The organism is Clostridium saudiense (assembly GCF_000577815.1).
Classification (GTDB): Bacteria; Bacillota; Clostridia; order Clostridiales; family Clostridiaceae; genus Clostridium; species Clostridium saudiense.
In genome coordinates this window covers 1-22337 of the sequence record NZ_CBYM010000015.1, presented here as the reverse complement: position 1 = coordinate 22337, position 22337 = coordinate 1, and the positions used below count along the sequence as shown (strand labels likewise).

Below are 22337 nucleotides of genomic sequence, written 5' to 3'. Positions count from 1 at the left end.
TCCCTCTCTTTTTTGTGCATATAGTTTGAATATCAAAACATTTGACAATTTTAATATTTACATATATAATTTCTTTACAAAACAAAACACAGCTATTATAAAGTTAGTGGAGGATTAAAATTATGGGAATAAAGATAATAACGGATTCAGCATGTGATTTAACAAGAGATTATATAAAAAATAATAATATAGGATTATTGTCATTAATATTAAATTTAAATGGACAAGCAATAAAAGATGATTTAGGTGAAACTTTAAGTTATAAAGATTTTTATAATAAGATGAGAGAAGGAGCAACACCGACAACATCTCAAATAAATGCTCATGAGTTTGAAGAAGAATTTATTAAATATATAAAAAATGGAGATTCAATTATATATATATCATTATCATCAAATTTAAGTGGGACATTTAATAGTGCTAATATAGCAAAGAATAATTTAATGGATGAATATCCAAATGCAAATATTTATTTAGTTGACTCATTAAGTGTTTCTGTTGGTCAAGGGTTACTAGTAGCTAAAGCATGTGAAATGAGAGATAGTGGAATAGGGGCTGAAGAAATAGTTAATTGGCTAGAAGAAAATAAGAGAAAAGTAATACATTCCATATTAATAGATGATTTAAATCATTTAAAAAGAGGTGGACGTATTTCAGGTGCAACTGCTGCTATTGGAGGTCTTTTAAATATTAAGCCAACTTTATTTTTAGATGATGAAGGTAAATTGATTCAAGGTGAAAAAATTAAAGGTAAGAAGAAGGCATTAAGATTTTTAGTAAATGAAGTTAGAGAAAAAGCTGTAGATACTGAAAATGAAATATTATATATATGTCATGGTGATTGCTTAGAAGAAGCAGAAACTTTAAGAGATATGATTTTAGAAGAAGTAAAATTTAAGAATGTAATTATAAATTATGTTGGAAATGTTGTAGGTGCTCATGCAGGCCCAGGAGTTTTAGCAGCAGTATTTTTAGGAAGTAATAGATAAAAGTTAAACTGTATAAAAACTATAAGTAGTTTTTATACAGTTTTTTTATGTTTTTAATGAAATTATTATGGTATTATTAATGGCTTTTTGGTGGTAATATAAACAAAAAATCAGTAATATCGATTAATATTAATAAGATTTTAAATAATATTGATTTAAGGAGGTAACTATAATAAGTTAGAGTTGAAAATTAATTTTGTGATAATAATATATAATAATTAGGGGAGAAGAGTATGAGTATAAGATTTATAGAAAAACATAAAGTATTTAAATTAGATTCAAAAGATACATCTTATATTATAGCAATAGTAGATGAGGAACAATTTGTTGGACATGTTTATTTTGGAAATAAGATAGTTGATGAAAACGTTAATTATTTATTGCGTATAGATGAGCCGCCATATGTACCATCAAAAAATAATAGAGATAGAGTATCATTTTATGATAGCTTCCCAATGGAATATTCAACACATGGTATAGGCGACTTTAGAGAATCATGTTTGCAAGTAAGAGATAATAATGGACATACAGCTTGTAAACTGCAATACGTATCTCATGAAATATTTAAAGGAAAGAAATCATTAAAAGGACTTCCTGCTACTTTTGGAGATGAAAATGAATGTACAACTTTAGAAATAACATGTTTAGATAAAGATTTAAATTTAGAAGTAGTTTTAGTATATACAACATTTGAAAGTGTAGATGTAATAACTAGAAGTATAATAGTAAAGAACTGTTCTAATAATCCAGTAACTCTTACTAAAGTGCTATCAACTTGTGTGGATTTTGATGGAGTAAATTATGATATGATTTCTCTTCATGGATCATGGGCAAGAGAAAGACATATTTCAAGAAAGAAGATAAGCTATGGTAAACAAGCTGTATCTAGTATTAGAGGAGAATCAAGTCATCAAGATAATCCATTTATAGCTCTTTTAGATAATGATGCTACTGATGAAAGTGGAAATGTTTATGGATTTAATTTTGTTTATTCAGGAAATTTCCTTACTCAAGTTGAAGGATGTCAATTTGATACAACAAGAGTAGTTATGGGAATAAATCCAGAAGATTTTGCTTGGGTTTTAGAAGAAGGACAAGAGTTTGTAGCACCAGAAGTAGTAATGGTATATTCAAATAAAGGTATAGGAAAGATGACAAGAACTTTCCATGATTTATATAGAAATAATTTAATTAGAGGGCAATTTAAAGATAAGAAAAGACCAATACTTATAAATAACTGGGAAGCAACTTATTTTGATTTTAATACAGAAAAATTATTATCTATAGCAAAAGAAGCTTCAAAATTAGGAATAGAAATGCTTGTTATGGATGATGGATGGTTTGGAAAGAGAAATAGTGATAATTCTTCATTAGGTGACTGGATAGTTAACGAAGAAAAGATTCAAGGTGGATTAAAGAATCTTGTAGATGAAGTTAATAAATTAGGAATGGAATTTGGAATATGGTTTGAACCAGAAATGATTTCACCAAATTCAGATTTATTTAGGGAACATCCAGATTGGTGTATTCATATTGAAGGCCGTGAGCCAGCATTATGTAGGGAACAATATGTATTAGATTTATCTAGACAAGAGGTAGTAGATTATATATATGAAAGTATAAAAAAGGTTCTTTCAAGTGCAAATATAACTTATGTAAAATGGGATATGAATAGGCAGTTAACTGATTTAGGAAGTTTAGCATTGTCACCAGAAAAACATGGTGAATTATTCCATAGATATATGTTGGCAGTTTATGAAATGATGGATAGATTGACTACTGATTTTCCACATATATTACTAGAAAATTGTTCTGGTGGTGGAGCAAGATTTGATCCAGGTATGCTATACTATAGTCCACAAATTTGGTGTTCAGATGATACCGATGCTATTGAAAGATTAAAAATTCAAGAAGGAACTTCAATGGTTTATCCACTTTCAGTGATGGGGGCACATGTAAGTGATTGTCCTAACCATACAGTAGGAAGAACTACACCTTTTGAAACTAGAGGTCATGTGGCATTAGCAGGAACATTTGGATATGAATTAGATGTAACTAGAATACCAGAAAAAGATAGAGAAATGATACCGTCTCAAGTTAAAATGTATCATAAGTATAATGATTTAATAAGAAGAGGAGATTATTATCGTATAGAAAACTTCTCAGAAAATCATGGCTTTGATGCTTGGGAAGTTGTATCTAAAGATAAAAATGAAGTATTAGTAACTTGTGTACAAGTTCTTGGAAGACCAAATTATCACAGTAGAAGAATTAAACTAAAAGGTTTAGTGGAAGATAAAATGTATAAAGTTGAAGAAAGTGGTGAAGTAATTTCGGGAGGAGCATTAATGTATGCTGGAATTAATGTTTCTTTATATGGAGATTATTCATCAAAGTTAATACATTTAACTGCTGAATAAGAGATTATAAAAATTACAAGTAAAGCTATTTAATATATTAGAAACTTATATTGATGATTATAAATTTCAATAATAATGCTAATATTTAAATAGCTTTAAATTTTATGAATTATTAACAATTATTATTAATTATTAGCGATAATTCATTTGTAGATATATTGAGATTGTAAATAATTACATAAGAAAATAGAATTAAAGTAATATAACCCTAATTATTTAGGGGGGAGGTGTAGATCTTTAATAGATAGATAATTATTCATAATCTTTGATAACGTTTTAATATGGGGTTAAAGTAACACATAAAATAGGGGGAGAAAGTAATGAAATTTACGATAAATAAAAGATTAGCAGCTTTAGTATTAGCAACTTCAGTAGCAGTAAGTCAATTTCAAACAGTAGTTTATGCAACTAATAGTTTAAATGTTAATAATTATGAGGTTCAATCTGAGGCAGGAAAAATAATTTATACTAATGATTTTTCTGTTGATAGTATGAAGCCATATAATGCAACAGTAAACTTTGATGATGAGATAGAAACCTCGATTGAAAATGAGATGTTAAAATTCAAACCAGCATTTACAGGTGATGATAAATGGGATGAAAATAGGCAGGTATTAAAATTTGGATATAATAGTGAAGAAAAGTTAGTAGGAGCTACTGTAAGTTATGATGTTTTAATTCCAACAGATAAACTAGATACACTTGGAACTTTAAAATTAAGAGGAACAGTAAGTGATAGCGGATATAATTGGAAAGAAACAGATATAGCTACAGTTGTTGCAGATAATTTTGTTGACAATGGTGATGGATTATCTAAATATACATTTACAGGAAATATAGAGACAAAAATTGATGGTATTGGAGAGTTATTAATACTTATTATTGGACAACCAAGTAGTTATAGTGATTATATTTATATAGATAATTTCAAAGTAACAGGAAAAGTTAGTTCAGGTGAAGAAACACCACTTCCAGAAGTAAATAAATTAAAATTTGATTTTAGTGACGGATTAGATGGATGGAATTTTGGTGGAACTTGGGATTATAAAAAAGATGTTGAAGTAGAACATGATACTACTGTAGGTGATGGTTCTTTAAAAATGGCCTTAGATTTTTCTGAATATAAGTCTTTAAGCTGGAGTGAAGTTAAAATTGAAAAGAAATATAATGAAGAAAAACTTGATTTTAATGGATATAATAAGATAACTTTTGATTTAATTTATGAAACAGATAAAATGATATCTGGATTATTTAAGGCTAAGTTATTTATTGATGGTGTAGCTAATGATGAAGGTAAGGTGGACAGGGAACTTGCAGAGGATATTGGTAATGGATTAAGTAAAATTCCAGTAACTATTGAATTTAATGCAAAAAATACTGAAATTGATGGAATAACATTAAGTGTTATTGGATCTAATACAGATTATAAAGGGAATATTTATATTGATAATATAGAATTAGGACAAGTAAAAAAAGATGAGGTGTATGTAGAAAAAACTGCAGTCACAACAGAACAAAAGAAATTAAATCTTTCAGATTTAGATATAAAATCTTCTGTTAAGTTAGTAGATTCTAATGCTAGTGAAACAACAGCAGATTTATATTCATATTTAAAAGGTATTGGTAAAACTGAAAATGTAATTTATGGACATCAAAATGATACTCATCATAAAGCTGTGTTAAAGGATAAATTAACAAATTCTGATACAAAAGATTTAACAGGATCAATTTCAGGTATGATAGGTATAGATACATTATCATTAACAGGAAATGAACTTCAATTAACTGAAGAAGAGGAAGCTGCAGGACTTACTCTGCCACAAAAGGCAGCTAAGTTAAATGCAGAAGCGGCAAAAGAAGGATCAATTATAACAATGTCTGCACATATGCCAAACTTTGCTTTAGTAGCAGAAAAAGGTGTGGATGAAAATGGAGATTATGATTACTATGGATATACACCAGGAGTTACGACAGGTAACGTAGTTGCAAGAATTATGCCAGGTGGGGATTTAAATGAAGTTTATACTGGATATTTAGATATGATAGCAGAATATGCACATGAATTAGCAAAAGAAGATGTTCCAGTATTATTTAGACCTTTTCATGAGAACAATGGAAGTTGGTTCTGGTGGGGTAAAGCATTCTGTGATGAAGAAGCTTATAAAAATCTATTTAGATATACTGTTGAATATTTAAGAGATGATAAAGAAATAAATAATTTCTTATATGTTTATTCTCCAAATGGGCCATTTGTAGATGAGGCAGATTATTTATCAAGATATCCAGGGGATGAATTTATAGATATAATTGCTTTTGATATGTATCATGATAATCCATCAGAAGATGCTTCTACTGATCCTTGGATGAGCACGTTAAAAGAAACAATAGAACTTGTACAAGGTATTGCAGATGAAAAAGGTAAGTTGGCTGCTTTATCAGAAACAGGTATAAGAATAAATTATGGATGTATGCCTGTAAGTGGAAATGCAAATAAACAATGGTTCCAAAATGTATCAGATATTGTTGGAGAATCATCAATGCCATACTTTATGTCATGGGCAAATTTTGATGAAGGAAATGTTTTTGCACCATATATGGTAAGTGAAACAAAAGGTCATGAAATGATTAACGAGTTTATTGACTACTATAACGAAGATTCATCAATATTTGCAGATGGCAATGCTAACTTTGCAGAGGCTAATACTTCGGTAGAAGAAGCATATTCCTATGGATTTATTACTTCTCCTACATCAGGAAGTCGTGTATTAAACCCAACGACAATAACAGCAAGTGTTAAAAATGTTGATGAGAAGATAAGTTTTGTAATAAGAGACAGCGAAGGTAAGAAAATTAAAACTTTAAAGGCTGTAGAAGAAGATGGAGTTTTCAAAGCTGATATAGATCAAAAATTATTAGATAAAATTGGTGAAACTATTGGGACTATTGAATTAGTAGGTAATAAGGAAAAAGAACCATTAAATACTATTAATGTTATATTCAATATTGAAGAATCAGAAGAGGCTGTAAATTTAGTAGATGATTTTGAAAGTTACATGGGAGAGGAAGCTTTATTAAAGCAAAAATGGACAACTGATCAAGGTGCAGGATGTTCAGTAAGTCCTACACTTACTACAGAGTTAAATGAGCACAATAACGGCACATATGGATTAGCATTTAATTATAAAATTAACACTTCGAAGATTTCAGAAGGGTATGCAGGTATTACTAAAAACTTAGAAAATGATTGGTCACAATATGATGCATTAAGATTATGGATTAATCCAGATGGACAAGGACAAAAGTTAGTAATTCAAGTAAGATCATATGGACAAGACTTTGAATGGTATTTAAATGATTTTGTTGCTGGTAATGAAGCAAAAGAATTAACATTAAAATTTGAAGAGCTAACACCTAAAAATGAAGGAGCAATCTTTGATCCAAGTAGTATTGAAAGATTTGCAATTTATTGTAATACAGTAGATAATGCCGACGTTGATTCAACAATTTATTTCGATAATATTAGAGCTGTTGATTCAAGCAAAGTTGAAGATACAGTACCAACACCAGATGAAGATGAAAATAAACCAACAGAGCCAGTAAAACCAGATAATGGTGGAAATAATGGTAATAATGGCAATGGAAACAATGGGAATGGAAATAATAAATTGCCACAAACAGGTGGAGTAAATAGTGCTATAGCTGTAGTAGCAGCTTTAGGTGCTTTAGTTGGAGGTATTGGGTTAACAAAAAGAAAGAAAAATGATTAAGTAAGATCATAAAAATTTCATAATATATAAATAAGCTGAGAAGATTTATTTTCTCAGCTTATTTTAACTTTAAAGTAATTTATTTAACAATATAAGGTAAAGTTAAAACCATTGATGTTCCTTTACCTAAGACACTAAATATTTCAAGTCCATATTTTTCACCATAATTAAGCTTTAAACGTCTATTAATATTCCTTAAAGCAATGCCTTTAAATTTATTGTTTTTATCATTTATATAGTCATTTAAATCTTTAAGAGTATCAGTGTCTATACCAATTCCATTATCAGAAATAGTTAAAAGAAGTTGGTTACATACTTTTTGTCCTTGTATAATTATTTTTCCATTACTACTACACTCACTCAAACCATGATAAATTGCATTTTCAATAAGTGGTTGAATAATCATTTTTATTATTTCACATTCCATTACATCTTCAGTAATTAAGTTTTCAATAATAAATAATTGATCAAAGCGTATCTTTTGTAAGTAAATATAATTATCTATTATATTAAGTTCCTCTCTAAGCTTAACAGTATTAACTTTTCTATTCATACTATATCTTATGATTGAACCAAAGTATTCAGCCATTATAGACGTTTCTTCATCATCATTAAGTTCAGCCATCATATGAATCGATTCTAAGGTATTGTAAATAAAGTGTGGATTAATTTGATTTTGAAGTTGTTTCAGTTCTAAATCTTTTTGTTCTATTTTATTTTTATAATTAATATTTATTAAATCATGTATACGGCTTTTCATTTCATTATAGGATTTAACCAAAATACCAATTTCATCTTCTCTTTCATATAACAATTCGGATGATAAATTACTTTCAATATTACTTTTATCCATATTATCTATGAGATAATTAATAGGGTTAAATATTCTTTGAATAAATAAATTGTATAAAACTAAAAACAATATAGAACAAAATACAATGTTAGTAACAAAAGAGAAAATATATAAACTGTTAATAGTATATACAGATGTATTAGGTATTGCACTTAATAGTATCCAATTAGTTAAAGGTATTGTATTAGATGTAGTTACATATGGATCTATATTAGTAATTGTTTTAATAACTGGTGAATTGCTAATGAAATTAAAATCTTTGAAATACTGAGTGAAATTGATTTCATAATTATTTGATATTATTAAATCACCATTAGGAGTATATAAAGAAAGAATTTGATTATCATAAGGTAAATCTTTAGTTAATATATCCAATAGCTCATCTATAGGAAGCGTTAATAATAAGATACCTGTAATTTCTTGAGTTTTTAAATTAATTATTTGACGAGCTACACCAATTAATGAATTATTATTAGATGAAGTATATTGAAAAATATCTTCTGATTTCATATTTGGTAAAAATGTAATTGCATTAGAATCATTTAAAGCATTAGAAAACCATTCTTCTGAAGAGGCATTTTTTATTATAGAATTAGTTGTATTTCTAGATGAAAAAACACCTTCACCAGATAAATTATAAATAAAAGCACCATTTATTGATTTGCTTTGAATAAGCATCATTTCACAAAGATAATTTAAATAATTATAATCAGCTATATCATATTTTTCATCTGAAGTTAAAGTAGAATGTAACTTATCTATTTCTGGTATTATTAAAGGGTATTTTGATACTTCAGAAAGATTATTAAACTTTTCGTAAAGCTGTTGACTAAGAGTTGTATTAAAATTTTTAATAAGCTTATCATTTTTACTAAACTCATAGCGTGAATATGAATAGAGATTAATTATAGTCATTATAAAAAATAAAGAATACATAATAATAAATGTTAAAATTGTAAGTTTTTTTATTGATAAATTTTTATCTAAAATCATAAAATCCCCTATTATTAAAAAAAATATTTTCATATCATAAATTTTGTGTTAATTTAAATATATAGGAAATTTCAAAAATATTCAATATTAGGAGGGTTTATGAGAATAATTGTTGTAGATGATGATAAAATTATTAGAATGGGTTTAATAAAAATATTGAATAAATTATTTGAAAATCATGAAATAGTTGGAGATTTTCAGAATGGATTGTTAGCATTTGAATATTTAAAGGAAAATGATGGACAAGTTGATTTAGTAATAACTGATATTAAAATGCCAATTATGACCGGAATACAATTCGTAGAAAAAGCTAATAAAGAATTAAAGCATCCACCAATATTTCTAGTGTTAAGTGGATATGATGAATTTACATATGTTAGAGATACTATGAAATATGGAGCATTTAATTATTTATTAAAACCAATCAAAAAGGATGAATTAAAAAAGGTTGTAGAAGAAGTTGAAATAAAAATTGAAGAATTAAAGAAAAAAGATAAAATTATGACTAAATCTATTGAAGTCATAAAGAAGGATTTTTTTAAACATTTATTATTTTCAAACTCAGATATTAATATAAGAACAGATAAAAGTTTATTAGAAAATATTCAATTAGATGAAGGTTATTACTATCAAATGGTCGTACTTCCGATAAATAAAGAAGAAAAAGAGTTTAATAATAAATTATTAAATAGTTATTTTAAAGAAGTTTCTAATAATAATAAAATTGAATATATATATTTTCTTTATAATGATAACGTTTATATAGTTTTCTATTTTAATGGAAATGAAATAAGTAATATTAGCGATGTAACAAATCTAATTGATGAGAAATCTAATGTATTTATAGAAAATGGAATAAGCGTATTTATATTAGAATGTACTAATAAAATTTGGGAAGTAAGAGAGCATTCTAAATTAGTTAGAAAAGTTAAGGAGAAAATGTTATACAATAAAAATTCAAAAAAGTACTATGTTGATGATTTAAATGAATTATCAGATATATTAGAAGATGATAAAAATTTATACAGTGCAACATCAATTAAATTAGCAATTCAATTTATAACAAAGAACTTCAATAATAATATAACCTTAAAGGATGTAGCTGATGAAGTATTTTTAAGTCAAAATTACTTATCAGAACTATTTAAAAAAGAAACTGGAGAAGGTTTTTATGAATTCTTATCAAACTATAGAGTCAAAAGAGCAAAGGAATTATTAGTTACAACAAATTTAAAGATATATGAAGTAGCTGAAAGCGTTGGATATAATGATTCTATTACATTTGGAAGAGCTTTTAAGAAAATTACAGGAACAACACCAAATAACTTCAGAAATAACAAGGCTAGAGAGAAGAGTATAGCAAGGTAGGGTAGAGATATGATTAATATGGGCAATAATAAAAAAATGATCATTTTAATATTAATTGCTTTGGTGATTCCAATAATAGGAATGGGTGTTTTGTTTATAGGAATGAATTTTAACACTGAAATTAAAGTAAGTGATAATTTAGAAGGGAATATTACCTTTGTAAGCAATAGAACTGATAAGAGTGTAGAAATTGAAGCATTAATAAAAGAATTTGAGGAAATTAACCCAAAGGTTAATGTAACTCTAGAGCTAATTGGTGATGCACAATCTATATTACAAAGAAAAGCATCGGTTGGTGAGTTACCAGATGTAACATTAGTTCCATCAACAATTTCAAAAAATGAATATAGAAATTATTTTTTAGCATTAGATGATTTAGGATTTAATGATTCTAATATTTATAATTATTTTATGGGAACTGGTAATGATTATAGTTTGTATTGCTTAAACACATCTATAACATGGCAAGGGATAATTTACAATAAGGATATCTTTAAACAGGCAAATATAGATAGATTACCAACTACAATAGATGAATTGTTTCAAGCATGTAACAAGATAGAGGCGTTGGGCATAACTCCTATTGCTATTAATTACAGACAGTCGTGGACTATGGATTTATGGACAGATATTATACCACATTTGTTTGATAATAATTTATCAAATGATGTTATGAATGAAAATAGGCAGATAATGGATAGCAATGGCGGATTGTACAAGTCTTTAAGTTTAGTACGTGAAATTGTTAATAGAGGGTATGCCGAAGAAGATCTATTTAATTATGATTGGCAACAATTTAAAAATGATATGAGTGAAGGAAAAATTGCAATGGCAATTTGGAATTCAGATTTTATATATCAGTTAGAAGATATGGGTATGAATATAGATTCATTAGGGATGTTTCCTATACCAGAAACTAACACTATAAAAGTTTATGGCGATTATATGTATGCTGTTTCTAATACGACTGATAATCCAGATACAGCAAAGGCATTTTTAAAATTTATATTTGAAAACAATAGATATGCAAATGCAGTTAACATAATGTCTCCTTTGAAAGAAGATAAGGAGGCAAAAGAAGTATTAGAGAAACTAGGTGAATTAAATATTCCAATAATAACTTATTCAGATTATATCAGTAAGCAATCAATGGAGGTAGCTAGATTAGAAGATGAGTTTTTACAAATAAAAAAAGAATGTGGAATAGATGCTGCATTTGTTCAGAAATTTATAATTGAAGACGATATAGATAGATTGATAAATGAAATTAATCTGAAATGGAATGAACAAATAAACAAATAAACAAAAGTATAGACAACGATAAAAATAAAGTATATACTTATTAAAGGAAGTTGATGATTTCGTTTACTTATGGAGGGATAAAAATGGCAAATTATATGGTATATGATATTGGGGGATCAGCTGTTAAATGGTCAGTAATAACAGATTTAGGACAAATATTGATTAGTGGTAAAATTGGAATTTCTAAAACTCTAGAGGAGTTTTTTGAAGAATTAGCGTCCTTAGTTGAAACTTATAAAGAACAATTTTTATTAGAAGGTATAGCAATAAGTGCACCAGGTGCTGTTGATTCAGTAGAAGGAAGCATAAAGAGTAAAAGTGCTATACCATATATTTATGGAATTAACTTTAAAGAAGTATTACAAGAAAAAACAGGGCTAAAAGTTGAAATAGAAAATGATGCAAATTGTGCAGCTTTAGGTGAATGTTGGTTAGGTGCAGCTAAAGATAATGATGATTCTGCATTTATTGTTTGTGGAACTGGAATTGGTGGTGCTATTGTAAAAAATAAAAGAATACATACAGGTGCACATATGCACGGTGGTGAATTTGGATATTGTATAGTTGATTGTGACGTAGATAAAAATAAGCTTTTAGTATGGAGCGATGTTGGATCAACTTTTGCACTAGCTAAGGCAATAGCAAAAAGAAAAGGGTTAGATATTAATAACTTTGATGGTAGAAAAGCATTTGAATTATATGATTCAGGAGATGAAATTGCCATTGAAGAAGTTAATAAATTTTTTACTTATATGGCTATAGGGATAATTAATATACAATACACATATGATCCAGAAACTGTAATTTTAGGTGGAGCAGTTTCTGAAAGAAAAGGTATAATTGATGATATTACAAATAAGGTTAAAGAGATATTAGATACTAATGAATATGCAACTGTTATACCAGTAATAAGAAAATGTATCTATGGAAATGATGCTAACAAGTTAGGGGCTTTATATAACTTTCTTCAAAAGCAGGAACTACCTATTGAAATTAAATAAGGTATTATTTTAAATAATAATTACAAGGGAAGTGCTAAATGAATAAATATGAAATCATAGCAATTGATATTAAGGAAGATATGCTTAAAGGTGTATATAAACCTAATAAAAGATTACCATTTGAAAAAGGTATATGTGAAAAATATAATGTAAGTAAAATGACTGTAAAAAAGGCTTTGGATCTATTAGTTTCTGAAGGGTTAATTGTTAAAAGGCGAGGATCTGGTACCTTTATTAAGGATATTACTGAAAAAGAGATAAATAGAATAATGGATAAAAAGCAATTTTCAGGATTAACATATAATAATATAGGACATAAGGTTACAAGTAAGGTATTAAAATTCACAGTAATTAATGCTGATAATAAGATTGCTAATATGTTGAAGATTGAAAAGAACAGTTTTGTATATCTAATAAATAGGGTTAGGTATGTTGATGACGAACCAATAGTTATTGAAAAAACATATATGCCAATAAATATAATTCCAGGTATAAAAATTGATGATGTTGAAGGATCAATATATTCATATATTAAAAATAAGCTAGGATTAAAAATACAAAGTGCACATTCAACTATTAGGGCAGATAAAAGTAATGAAAATGATAGAAATTATTTGAGGCTAAAAAGTGATGAACCAGTTATAGAGGTTGAAAGAGTTGCTTATTTAGAAAATGGAAAGGCTTTTGAATATTCTTTTGCAAGACATAGATATGATAAATACGAATTTAAAACTATAACAGTCATATAAGTGAGATTCTAAATCTTGATTTAGTTAATCGAACTTACTCAGCGACTGAAAGGAGTCGAGTTTCCTTAAAATAGATTCTAAATCTTGATTTAGTTAATCGAACTTGCCTGAAACTTTAAATCTTAGATTTAGTTAGTTGAAGGTACACTTTAGTGTACTCAGCGACTAAAACGAGTTGAGTTGTTATAAAAATAGGTAGAATTATAAGTTCTACCTATTTTTTTATACTTAAAAGTGATTTGAAAACATATAAAAATAGAATTATTAGAAAAACTAACAAAAATTAATAGATAAATATTTAATTATAAATAAATTATACGATTTATAAATCAAAATTATGATGTAATGGCAAAAACATAGAATAGTGAATTAAAAGTTTGTAAAATAAAGAATGTAAACAGGAAAACGTTTGCTAAATGATAAGAAAAAGATAAATTTTCGAGGGGGAGAATTACAATGAAAAAAAGATTATTAAGTGTTATTTGTGCAAGTGTAGTAGCCACATCACTTTTTGCAGGTTGTTCATCAACAGCTTCTGATGGTGGAGATGGAAAAGGTGAAGTTACTTTAAAGGTTTTAACACATAGAACAGATATAAAAGATACTGTGTTAAAAACAGTTGCAGATAAGTACTATGAAGAAAAAGGTGTAAAAATAGAGTGGGAAGCAATCACTGATTATGAAAGTATAGTTCAAACAAGAATGAATACTCAAGACTACGGAGATGTATTAAATATATTACCAGCTTTCAAAGCTGAAGAATTAGGAGAATTCTTCGAACCATTAGGATCATTAGAGGATTATAGTGATTATGTTGGAGTAAGTGAAAGAGCTGATTTAAATACTGATACAGTTTACGGTATTCCAAATGGATTAGGAGCAGATGGTGTAGTTTATAACAAAAAAGTATTTGCTGAAGCTGGATATGATGAATTCCCAAAAACTTTAGATGAATTATATGAAGCATTAGCAAAAATTAATGAACAAGAAGGTGTAGTTCCAGTAGCTATTAACTCAGCTGATATGTGGCCATTAAGCCAATATGATGCTGTTTCTTCAGTAATTTACGGAAATCCATATTACTATAGAGATATGGGAAAAATGGAAAGTCCATTCTCAGCTGGAAAGCCAACAGGGGATATGTTAGAAATCCTTTATAAGTTTGTTAGTGAAGGTTGGGTTGAAGAAGATTTAGCTACAACTAACTGGGAACAATCAAAAGTTGATATGGCTAACGGTAAAATAGGTATGATGACTTTAGGTATGTGGGCAGTATCACAAATTCAAGAAGCAAATGAAGCAAATGCTGATGATATTGGAATTGCTCCATTCCCAGCAACTAACTCAGGAGAATTAAAAGCTGGTGCGGGTCCAGATAACTATTTAGGTGTAAGCAAATATTCTAAACATAAAGAAGAAGCTAAAGATTTTGCTATATTCTTTGCTAACTCTTTAGATTACTTAGATAGCTGTGGATTTATTCCTGCTAACCAAAATCTTACTTCTGGAAATCCAGTTGTTAAAGAGTATCAAGAATCTGGTGTTGAATTAATGTTTGCAGATCCAGCAGAAGCAGATCAAGCAGCAAGCGATTTAACTACTGAAATAGCTAATGAATCAGGAACTAAATTCTGGGTTGGTGAATATATTCAAAATGCTGTAATAGCTGCTAAGAAGAGCAGAGCAGATTTCGATAAAGTTATTGAAGATTATAACAATAAATGGAATACTAACAAAGAAAAATTATCTAAATAATAATTTATATAAATAATTTAGGGGGGATTTCCCCTCTAATTATTAAATTGTTTATATATTAAAGTCTCTAAATTAATGTAAATAGAGAGTAGCAATATTAAAGGAAAGAAGTCGTAAAGGGGGAGAAACTGTGTTTAAAAATGTAAGTTACAAAACACAAAGGAAATTTATAATAGCACTATTCTTACTAATTCCACTTACATTACTGTTTGTATTTACATATTTACCAGCAATAAATATGATATCTTACAGTTTTACTAATTGGAAGGGTTATGGAGCTAAGACGTTTATTGGACTAGAAAATTATATAAATATATTTAGTGATCCAGAAGTTTTTTCAGTATTAAAAAATAGTTTATATTATTTTGTTGGTGGTTTAATACAGTTAGCTTTAGCATTCGTTTTTGCAGTAATAATTAATTCTAAAATTAAAGGTAAAAGTTTCTTTAAATCATTGTTCTTTTTCCCTTATTTAATCAATGGTGTTGCAATATCATTAATGTTTTTATTCTTCTTTCAACCGAATGGAACATTAGATACTGTACTTAGCATGTTAGGATTAGATAGTATAATTAGACAATGGCTTGGTGATGCTCATTATGTTAATTTCTCTTTAGCATTTACATCAATTTGGAGATTTTTTGGGTATAACTTTATTATATTCTTAGGGGCTTTACAATCAATCTCAGATGAAGTTTTAGAAGCAGCAGACCTAGATGGTGCAGGAGATTGGCAAAAAATAAGATATATTTATATACCTTCAGTTAAGAGAATTATTCAATTAAACTTAATATTAAATATTTCAGGAGCAATTTCAGTATTTGAAATACCATATATTATGACTGGTGGATCAAATGGAAGTTCAACATTTGTTATTGAAACAATTAAGACAGCGTTTACTTATAATAAAGTAGGTAAAGCATCAGCAATGGCTGTTATAGTAATGCTTATAGTTGCAGCAGTAGCATTAATTCAAAATATATTCTTTAAGGAGGAAAAAGAGTATGCAAAGTAGCACTCAAATAAATGCAACAAAAGCAAGGATGGATAAGGAAGTACTTGCTTTAAGAGCAAAAAGTATATTTTTTAAAACATTAAAATATTTATCATTAATAGTAGCATCAATTGTATTTCTTCTTCCAATAGTAACTATATTTTTAGCATCATTTAAGGAATATAATGAATTTTACTCTTCAAACAAGTTAGCATTACCACAAAGTTTTTTAAATTTAGATAACTTCAAAACTGCATTCATACAAGGTGGAATGATGAGAGGTTTCTTTAATACAGCATTCATAATGGTAATTTCATTAACAGGTACAATTTTACTTGGAGCAATGGTTGCATATGTATTGCATAGATTTGATTTTAAGTTAAAGAAAGCAATATTACTTGTTTACATGGTACCAATGTTTTTACCAATGGTAACTACTCAAGTTGCTACATTCCAAATAATGAGTAAACTTGGATTATATAATAGTCTTTGGGCTCCAATAGTATTATATTTAGGAGCAGATGTTATGAGTATTTTCATAATGATGCAGTTTATGGATTCTATTCCATATTCAAATGATGAAGCAGCAATGCTTGAAGGTGCATCATACTTCTATATATTTAGAAAGTTAATAGTTCCACTATTAAAGCCAGCTATAGCTACAATTATAATAATTCGTGGAGTTGGTATTTATAATGACTTCTATACACCTTTCTTATATGCGCCAGGTGATAATATGGGAACACTTGCAACTTCACTTTATAAGTTCATGGGACCATATGGTGGACAATGGAATGTTATTTGTGCAGGAGTTATCTTAATTATGATTCCAACATTGATAGTATTCTTATCATTACAAAAATATATCTATAACGGATTTACAGCAGGAGCGGTAAAATAGCTTTGATAGTTAGGAGTTAGGAGTTAGTAGTTAAGGGGTAAATTTAGCTTTAGCTGAATTTAGAAAAAATATATTTTTAGAAACTGCGTTAGTAGTTTCATCCTTAACTATTAACTAAAAACTACTAACTCTAAACTAATTTTTAGAGGTGATAACAGTGAAGGAAAAGACATTTAGATTCGTTCATATTTTATATGTTTTACTAATAACCAATATAATATCTATATGCTATCTTGCAATAGGTTTATTTGCATTAACAATAGTTCCAGTAGTTTTTACTAACATAGAAATTTCAATAATGTTATTCAATGATGAAATTGATGGATATTCAGGTGTTTTAAAAATATTTAACACAGGAATGAAAAAATATTTTAAAGAGAATAAAAAACCTGCAATAATAACAGGTTTATACACATTGAGTTTAGTAATTGCAATATTTATGTTAAGAAGAATAGATTCACCGATTGCAAGTACATTAAATTATTTCTTTGTATACTTATATATAGTTATAGCGATGTACTGGGGATATTATTCTTTATATGTAATTGCGAAAGAAAGACCTATTAAATATATTGATGCATTAGCAATAATGTTTATGGAACCTAAAAAATTATTTACAACAACAGTTTTATTTGCTTTATTTATGGCAGTAGGAATATTTAGAAAAGAATTTTTAGTTATTTTAGCTATTGCTATTATTTCAGCTATGTTTGTAAAAATAAATAGAAGTACTATAGATGCAGTAAAGATAAATAGATAAATTAAGGAGATTTTTATGAACTTAGAATTTGACATAAAAAGTTTTAACTTTATAACATGGCATTGGAAGAATGATTTTAATTTAGAAGATGCAAAGAGAGAAATAGATTATCAAATTTTAAATTGTAATATAAATGCAGTAACTTTTGCTTTTGCAGCACAGCAAGATCATTGTTATTCAACAACAATAGATTGGACAGGCAGTCATATGCCTAATGATAATCAGTTAGAAGATCTAATTAAATACTCTAAAGATAAGGGATTAAAGACATTAGTTAAGCCAATGTTAAATGTTTCTGATGGATATTGGAGAGCATATATTAGATTTTTTGATGAGGATGTTCCATGTGAACCAAAATGGGAAGAGTGGTTTAAAAGTTATGGTGAGTATATAATTCATTATGCTCAATTTTGTCAAAAGAATAATGTTGATATTCTAATAATAGGTTGTGAGTTAGTAGGAACTGATCATAGGTGTGATGAATGGAAATCCTTAGTGAAAAATATAAGGAGAATATATAATGGAGCATTAACATATAATTGTGATAAATATCAGGAGCATAATGTTAAATGGTGGGATGCATTAGATTATATTTCATCATCGGGATATTATCCAGTAGGTACAATTTCTAAGGAATTAGATAGAATTGAAGAAGTATGTAAAAAATTTAACCTACCTTTTATATTTACAGAGGCAGGATGTCCATCAGTTAAAGGTGCTTCGAAGATGCCTAATGATTGGTTTTTGATTGAAACAGGAGAAGTTTGTGAAGAAAATCAATATAATTATTTTAAAGAACTTTTTGAAGAAAGTTCTAGACGAGGATTTATCAAAGGCTTTTGTTTGTGGGATTGGCCAATTAAGTCACCTCAAAATGCAAAGGATAAATATGAAAAAGATTATAATGTTAAGTTTAAGAAAGCTGAAAATTTGATTTTTCAGTATTTTAGTGAATAAATTAATATAATAGTATGGAGGTTATAAAATCAATAAACAGGTTTGATTTTATAGCTTTTTTTATTTATAAAAAATAAAAAACATACAAATATTATTAAAAATTAGCAATTAATAAGATTTTAATATAGATTAATTGAATAGATGAAAATGTTAACATATTATAATTGTGTAACCCACTATATAGTGAGTTTATTTTGAAAGAAAATTATTTCAAAATTAATATATAGGAAGTGGAGGATATTTAAATGATTTACGATTTAAGGAAGAAGGCAGAAGAAGAATTATTAAATAATTTAGGACCATTTTGGCTTAAGTTAATTGATAATGAAAATGGTGGATTCTACGGAGAAGTAACTTATGATCTTAAAGTTAATAAGACAAGTGAAAAAGGTGGAATTCAAACATCAAGAATATTATGGTTCTTCTCAGCGGCTTATTGTGCAACAAAAAATGAAGAATATAAAAAAGCTGCAACACATGCTTACGAATTTTTAAGAGATAAATTAATAGATAAAGAATTCAAAGGTGTGTATTGGATGGTTGATTACTTAGGAAATCCTATAGACACTAGAAAACATGTATATTGTCAATCATTTGCTATATATGCGTTAAGTGAATATTATAAAGCAACAAAAGATAAACAAGCCTTAGATTTAGCAATGAATTTATTCTCATTAGTTGAAAATATTGGGTTCAATAAAGAAAATTCAGCGTATTTAGAAGAGTTTGATAGAGAGTGGAATATAACTCCAAATGAAATGTTAAGTGAAAATGGTGTCATCGCTGAAATTACAACTAATACACATTTACATGTTTTAGAAGGTTATACTAATCTTTATTCTGTAACTAATAATAGAGTTGTAGGTGAGCGATTAAAGGAACTTATATATACTTTCTATAATAAAATTTATGATAAAGAGCAACACCTATTAAAGATATTCTTTGATAGTGAATGGAATACAATTATTGATGTTAAATCATATGGTCATGATATTGAGGCAAGCTGGCTTATAGATGATGCTTATAAGGCATTAAATTTAAAAGATGAATCTATTGAAAAAATGATAATTGACATAGCTTATAACATTAAAGCACAAATTCAAGAGGATGGTTCTTTAATTAATGAATCAGAAAATGGAGTTAAAGATTATACAAGAGTTTGGTGGGTTCAAGTTGAAGCTATGGTAGGATATTTAAATGCTTATGAAAGAACTCATGATGAATCATTCTTAAATATAGTTAATAATTTAATGACATATACTATGAAAAATATGGTTGATCCAAGAGAAGGTGGAGAATGGTATTGGTCTATAGAACCAAATGGTAAGCCAACTGAAAGAAGTGTTATTGAACCTTGGAAAACACCTTATCACAATGGAAGATTTTGTTTAGAATTTATGAAGAGAATAGGAGAATAAGAAATGATACATGAAAAATATTATGCATTAAAGGAAGAACAAGAAAAATTAATAACAAGAAAAAATGAGATAGATACAACTTGGTATAACGGTGTTTATGATAGATATAAATATCCAGTAATAACTAGACATCATGTACCAGTTGAATGGAGATTTGATTTAAATAAAGAAACTAACCCTTACTTCATGGAAAGATTAGGAGTAAATGCAACTTTAAATGCAGGAGCTATTTATTTAAATGGAAGATATTATTTAGTTGTAAGAACTGAAGGTTTAGATAGAAAATCTATTTTTGCATTAGCATCAAGTGAAAATGGTTTAGACAATTTTAGATTTGAATCATTAATACAATGGGAAGATACCTGTAAAGAAGAAACTAATATTTATGATATGAGACTTGTTAAACATGAAGATGGGTATATCTATGGAATTTACTGTTCTGAAAGGAAAGATCCAGATGCAGAACCAGGAGATACATCTTCAGCAGTGGCCCAAGCAGGTTTAGTAAGAACTACTGATTTAAAAACTTGGACAAGATTACCAGATATAAAAACTCCATCTCCACAACAAAGAAATGTTGTATTACATCCAGAATTCGTAAATGGTAAATACCTTTTATACACTAGACCACAAGATGGATTTATTTCTACAGGATCAGGTGGAGGAATTGCTTACGGATATTGTGATGATATGACTAATCCTGTTGTTAGTGAAGAAAAAATAATGCATGAGAAGAAATATCATACAGTTTATGAAGTGAAAAATGGACAAGGCCCAGCTCCAATTAAAACTGAAAAGGGATGGATACATGTAGGACATGGCGTTAGAAATACTGCTGCAGGATTAAGATATGTTCTTTATACTTTTGCAACAGATTTAGAAGATCCAACAAAGATTATTGCATTACCAGGAGGTCATTTTATTGCTCCTTATGATGATGAAAGAGTTGGTGATGTTTCTAACGTAATCTTCTGTAATGGACTTACAGTTGATGAAAATAATAATGTAAATATCTACTATGCATCAAGTGATACTAGATTACATGTTGCTACAACTACAGTAGATAAATTAATAGATTATACATTCAATACACCAGCAGATCCTTATAGAGCACTTCTTTGTACAGCACAAAGACAGGAGCTTATAAACAAAAATGAAGAGCTGCTAAAGAATGAAAAATAATATATCTAACAAAAATAAAGGCGATTACAGAAATGGAGTTGCCTTTATTTCTGTAATAAGTTAAATATGAATATATAAATAGTAATGGATAATGAAAAATAAAATTGAAAATTTTATTTAATTATTTTTACTTATTATTTATTTCGTTATAAATTTGAAAGGTGAAAATACGTAACTAGCAATAGTTGTTATAAATGCATACACTAATTAATATAATAGTATAAATATTAATAAAGGGTAGGGGACAATGGCTAGGACATATGCATATTCAGCAGACTTTGATAAAGAGTTAGAAAGTCTATTTAAAGATGCTAAGTTATTAGGTGAAGGTCATAATGGTATTGTTTATGAAGTGCCAGGAAATAAAGCAATAAAAATATTTACTGATAAAAATATTTGTAAAAGCGAAGCAGATATATTATATAAAGTCAAAAAGTCTAAGTATTTTCCTAGGATATATAAAAATGGGGAGTATTATATATTAAGAGAAATGGTAAATGGTAAAAGGCTTGACCACTACATTCAAGAAAATGGATTAAGTCAGCAATTAATCTATAATTTGTATAGATTAATTAATGAATTTAAAGCTTTAAAGTTTACAAAGCTTGATGCGAGATGTAGAGATATATATGTAAATGAAAATGAAAGAGTAAAGGTAATAGACCCAAAACAATGCTATAAAAGAAAGGTTGATTATCCAAGGCATTTAATGAAAGGGCTTGAAGGAATAGATTGTTTGGAAATATTTTTAAGTGGGATATATAGTATTGATAAAAAAACAGCACAAGAATGGAATAAAAAAATAGATCAATATTTTAAGAAAATTAGGATATAAAATTATGGGGCTATTAATTATTAAGCCCCTTTTTCTTGTAAAAAAATATATGTAGATTAAAATTGTAAGAGTTATTAACTTTAGCTTTTTTTA

16 protein-coding genes are annotated in these 22337 nt (G+C 27.7%); 15 read left to right on the top strand and 1 reads right to left on the bottom strand.

Annotated elements, in window-relative coordinates:
• Positions 1 to 122: 122 nt before the first annotated feature.
• From TY07_RS09050 to TY07_RS09040, 3 genes are all read left to right on the top strand, one after another.
• Entirely contained in the window at positions 123 to 989 is an 867-nt protein-coding gene (locus TY07_RS09050; protein ID WP_042398429.1) for a DegV family protein, read from the top strand.
• A gap of 233 nt (positions 990 to 1222) precedes the next feature.
• Positions 1223 to 3409 carry an alpha-galactosidase gene (locus TY07_RS09045; protein WP_042398427.1) on the top strand — a complete coding sequence of 729 codons (2187 nt, stop codon included), beginning with the start codon at positions 1223 to 1225 and terminating at the stop codon, positions 3407 to 3409.
• Positions 3410 to 3729: 320 nt separating this feature from the next.
• Complete coding sequence (locus tag TY07_RS09040; protein ID WP_052330667.1) at positions 3730 to 7176, top strand: CIA30 family protein; 3447 nt, start codon at positions 3730 to 3732, stop codon at positions 7174 to 7176.
• Between the two features lie 79 nt (positions 7177 to 7255).
• Here the strand turns inward: TY07_RS09040 and TY07_RS09035 are convergent, their stop codons facing one another.
• Entirely contained in the window at positions 7256 to 9022 is a 1767-nt protein-coding gene (locus tag TY07_RS09035) for a sensor histidine kinase (RefSeq protein ID WP_042398425.1), read from the bottom strand.
• A 99-nt stretch (positions 9023 to 9121) separates the two neighbouring features.
• Here TY07_RS09035 and TY07_RS09030 point away from each other — a divergent pair, with 99 nt between their 5' ends.
• The 12 genes from TY07_RS09030 to TY07_RS08975 all read left to right on the top strand — a co-directional run bounded on the left by TY07_RS09030 (position 9122) and on the right by TY07_RS08975 (position 22244).
• A complete protein-coding gene (locus TY07_RS09030) occupies positions 9122 to 10390 on the top strand; it encodes a response regulator transcription factor (RefSeq protein ID WP_042398422.1) in 1269 nt (422 codons plus the stop codon).
• A gap of 9 nt (positions 10391 to 10399) precedes the next feature.
• A complete protein-coding gene (locus TY07_RS09025) occupies positions 10400 to 11692 on the top strand; it encodes an ABC transporter substrate-binding protein (RefSeq protein ID WP_042398420.1) in 1293 nt (430 codons plus the stop codon).
• Positions 11693 to 11775: 83 nt separating this feature from the next.
• Positions 11776 to 12693 carry an ROK family protein gene (locus tag TY07_RS09020; RefSeq protein WP_042398417.1) on the top strand — a complete coding sequence of 306 codons (918 nt, stop codon included), beginning with the start codon at positions 11776 to 11778 and terminating at the stop codon, positions 12691 to 12693.
• Positions 12694 to 12731: 38 nt separating this feature from the next.
• Complete coding sequence (locus TY07_RS09015) at positions 12732 to 13442, top strand: GntR family transcriptional regulator (protein WP_042398414.1); 711 nt, start codon at positions 12732 to 12734, stop codon at positions 13440 to 13442.
• Positions 13443 to 13898: 456 nt separating this feature from the next.
• Entirely contained in the window at positions 13899 to 15197 is a 1299-nt protein-coding gene (locus tag TY07_RS09010; protein WP_042398411.1) for an ABC transporter substrate-binding protein, read from the top strand.
• A 130-nt stretch (positions 15198 to 15327) separates the two neighbouring features.
• Positions 15328 to 16212, top strand: a complete 885-nt coding sequence (locus TY07_RS09005; protein ID WP_042398408.1) for a carbohydrate ABC transporter permease — start codon at positions 15328 to 15330, stop codon at positions 16210 to 16212.
• Positions 16202 to 17092 (top strand): carbohydrate ABC transporter permease, encoded by an 891-nt coding sequence (locus tag TY07_RS09000; protein WP_242833246.1) that lies wholly within the window; start codon positions 16202 to 16204, stop codon positions 17090 to 17092. The genes TY07_RS09005 and TY07_RS09000 overlap by 11 nt, the downstream gene beginning before the upstream one ends.
• A 157-nt stretch (positions 17093 to 17249) precedes the next feature.
• Entirely contained in the window at positions 17250 to 17852 is a 603-nt protein-coding gene (locus tag TY07_RS08995; protein WP_042398405.1) for a hypothetical protein, read from the top strand.
• Between the two features lie 15 nt (positions 17853 to 17867).
• Positions 17868 to 18809 (top strand): glycoside hydrolase family 113, encoded by a 942-nt coding sequence (locus TY07_RS08990; RefSeq protein ID WP_042398402.1) that lies wholly within the window; start codon positions 17868 to 17870, stop codon positions 18807 to 18809.
• A 245-nt stretch (positions 18810 to 19054) separates the two neighbouring features.
• On the top strand, positions 19055 to 20227 hold the full coding sequence (locus TY07_RS08985; protein ID WP_042398400.1) for an AGE family epimerase/isomerase: 1173 nt from the start codon (positions 19055 to 19057) through the stop codon (positions 20225 to 20227).
• A gap of 3 nt (positions 20228 to 20230) precedes the next feature.
• Positions 20231 to 21409, top strand: a complete 1179-nt coding sequence (locus TY07_RS08980) for a glycoside hydrolase family 130 protein (RefSeq protein WP_042398397.1) — start codon at positions 20231 to 20233, stop codon at positions 21407 to 21409.
• Positions 21410 to 21656: 247 nt separating this feature from the next.
• The gene (locus TY07_RS08975) at positions 21657 to 22244 is read left to right on the top strand and encodes a protein kinase family protein (RefSeq protein WP_042398394.1); all 588 of its coding nucleotides are present in this window, start codon (positions 21657 to 21659) and stop codon (positions 22242 to 22244) included.
• Positions 22245 to 22337: the final 93 nt, after the last annotated feature.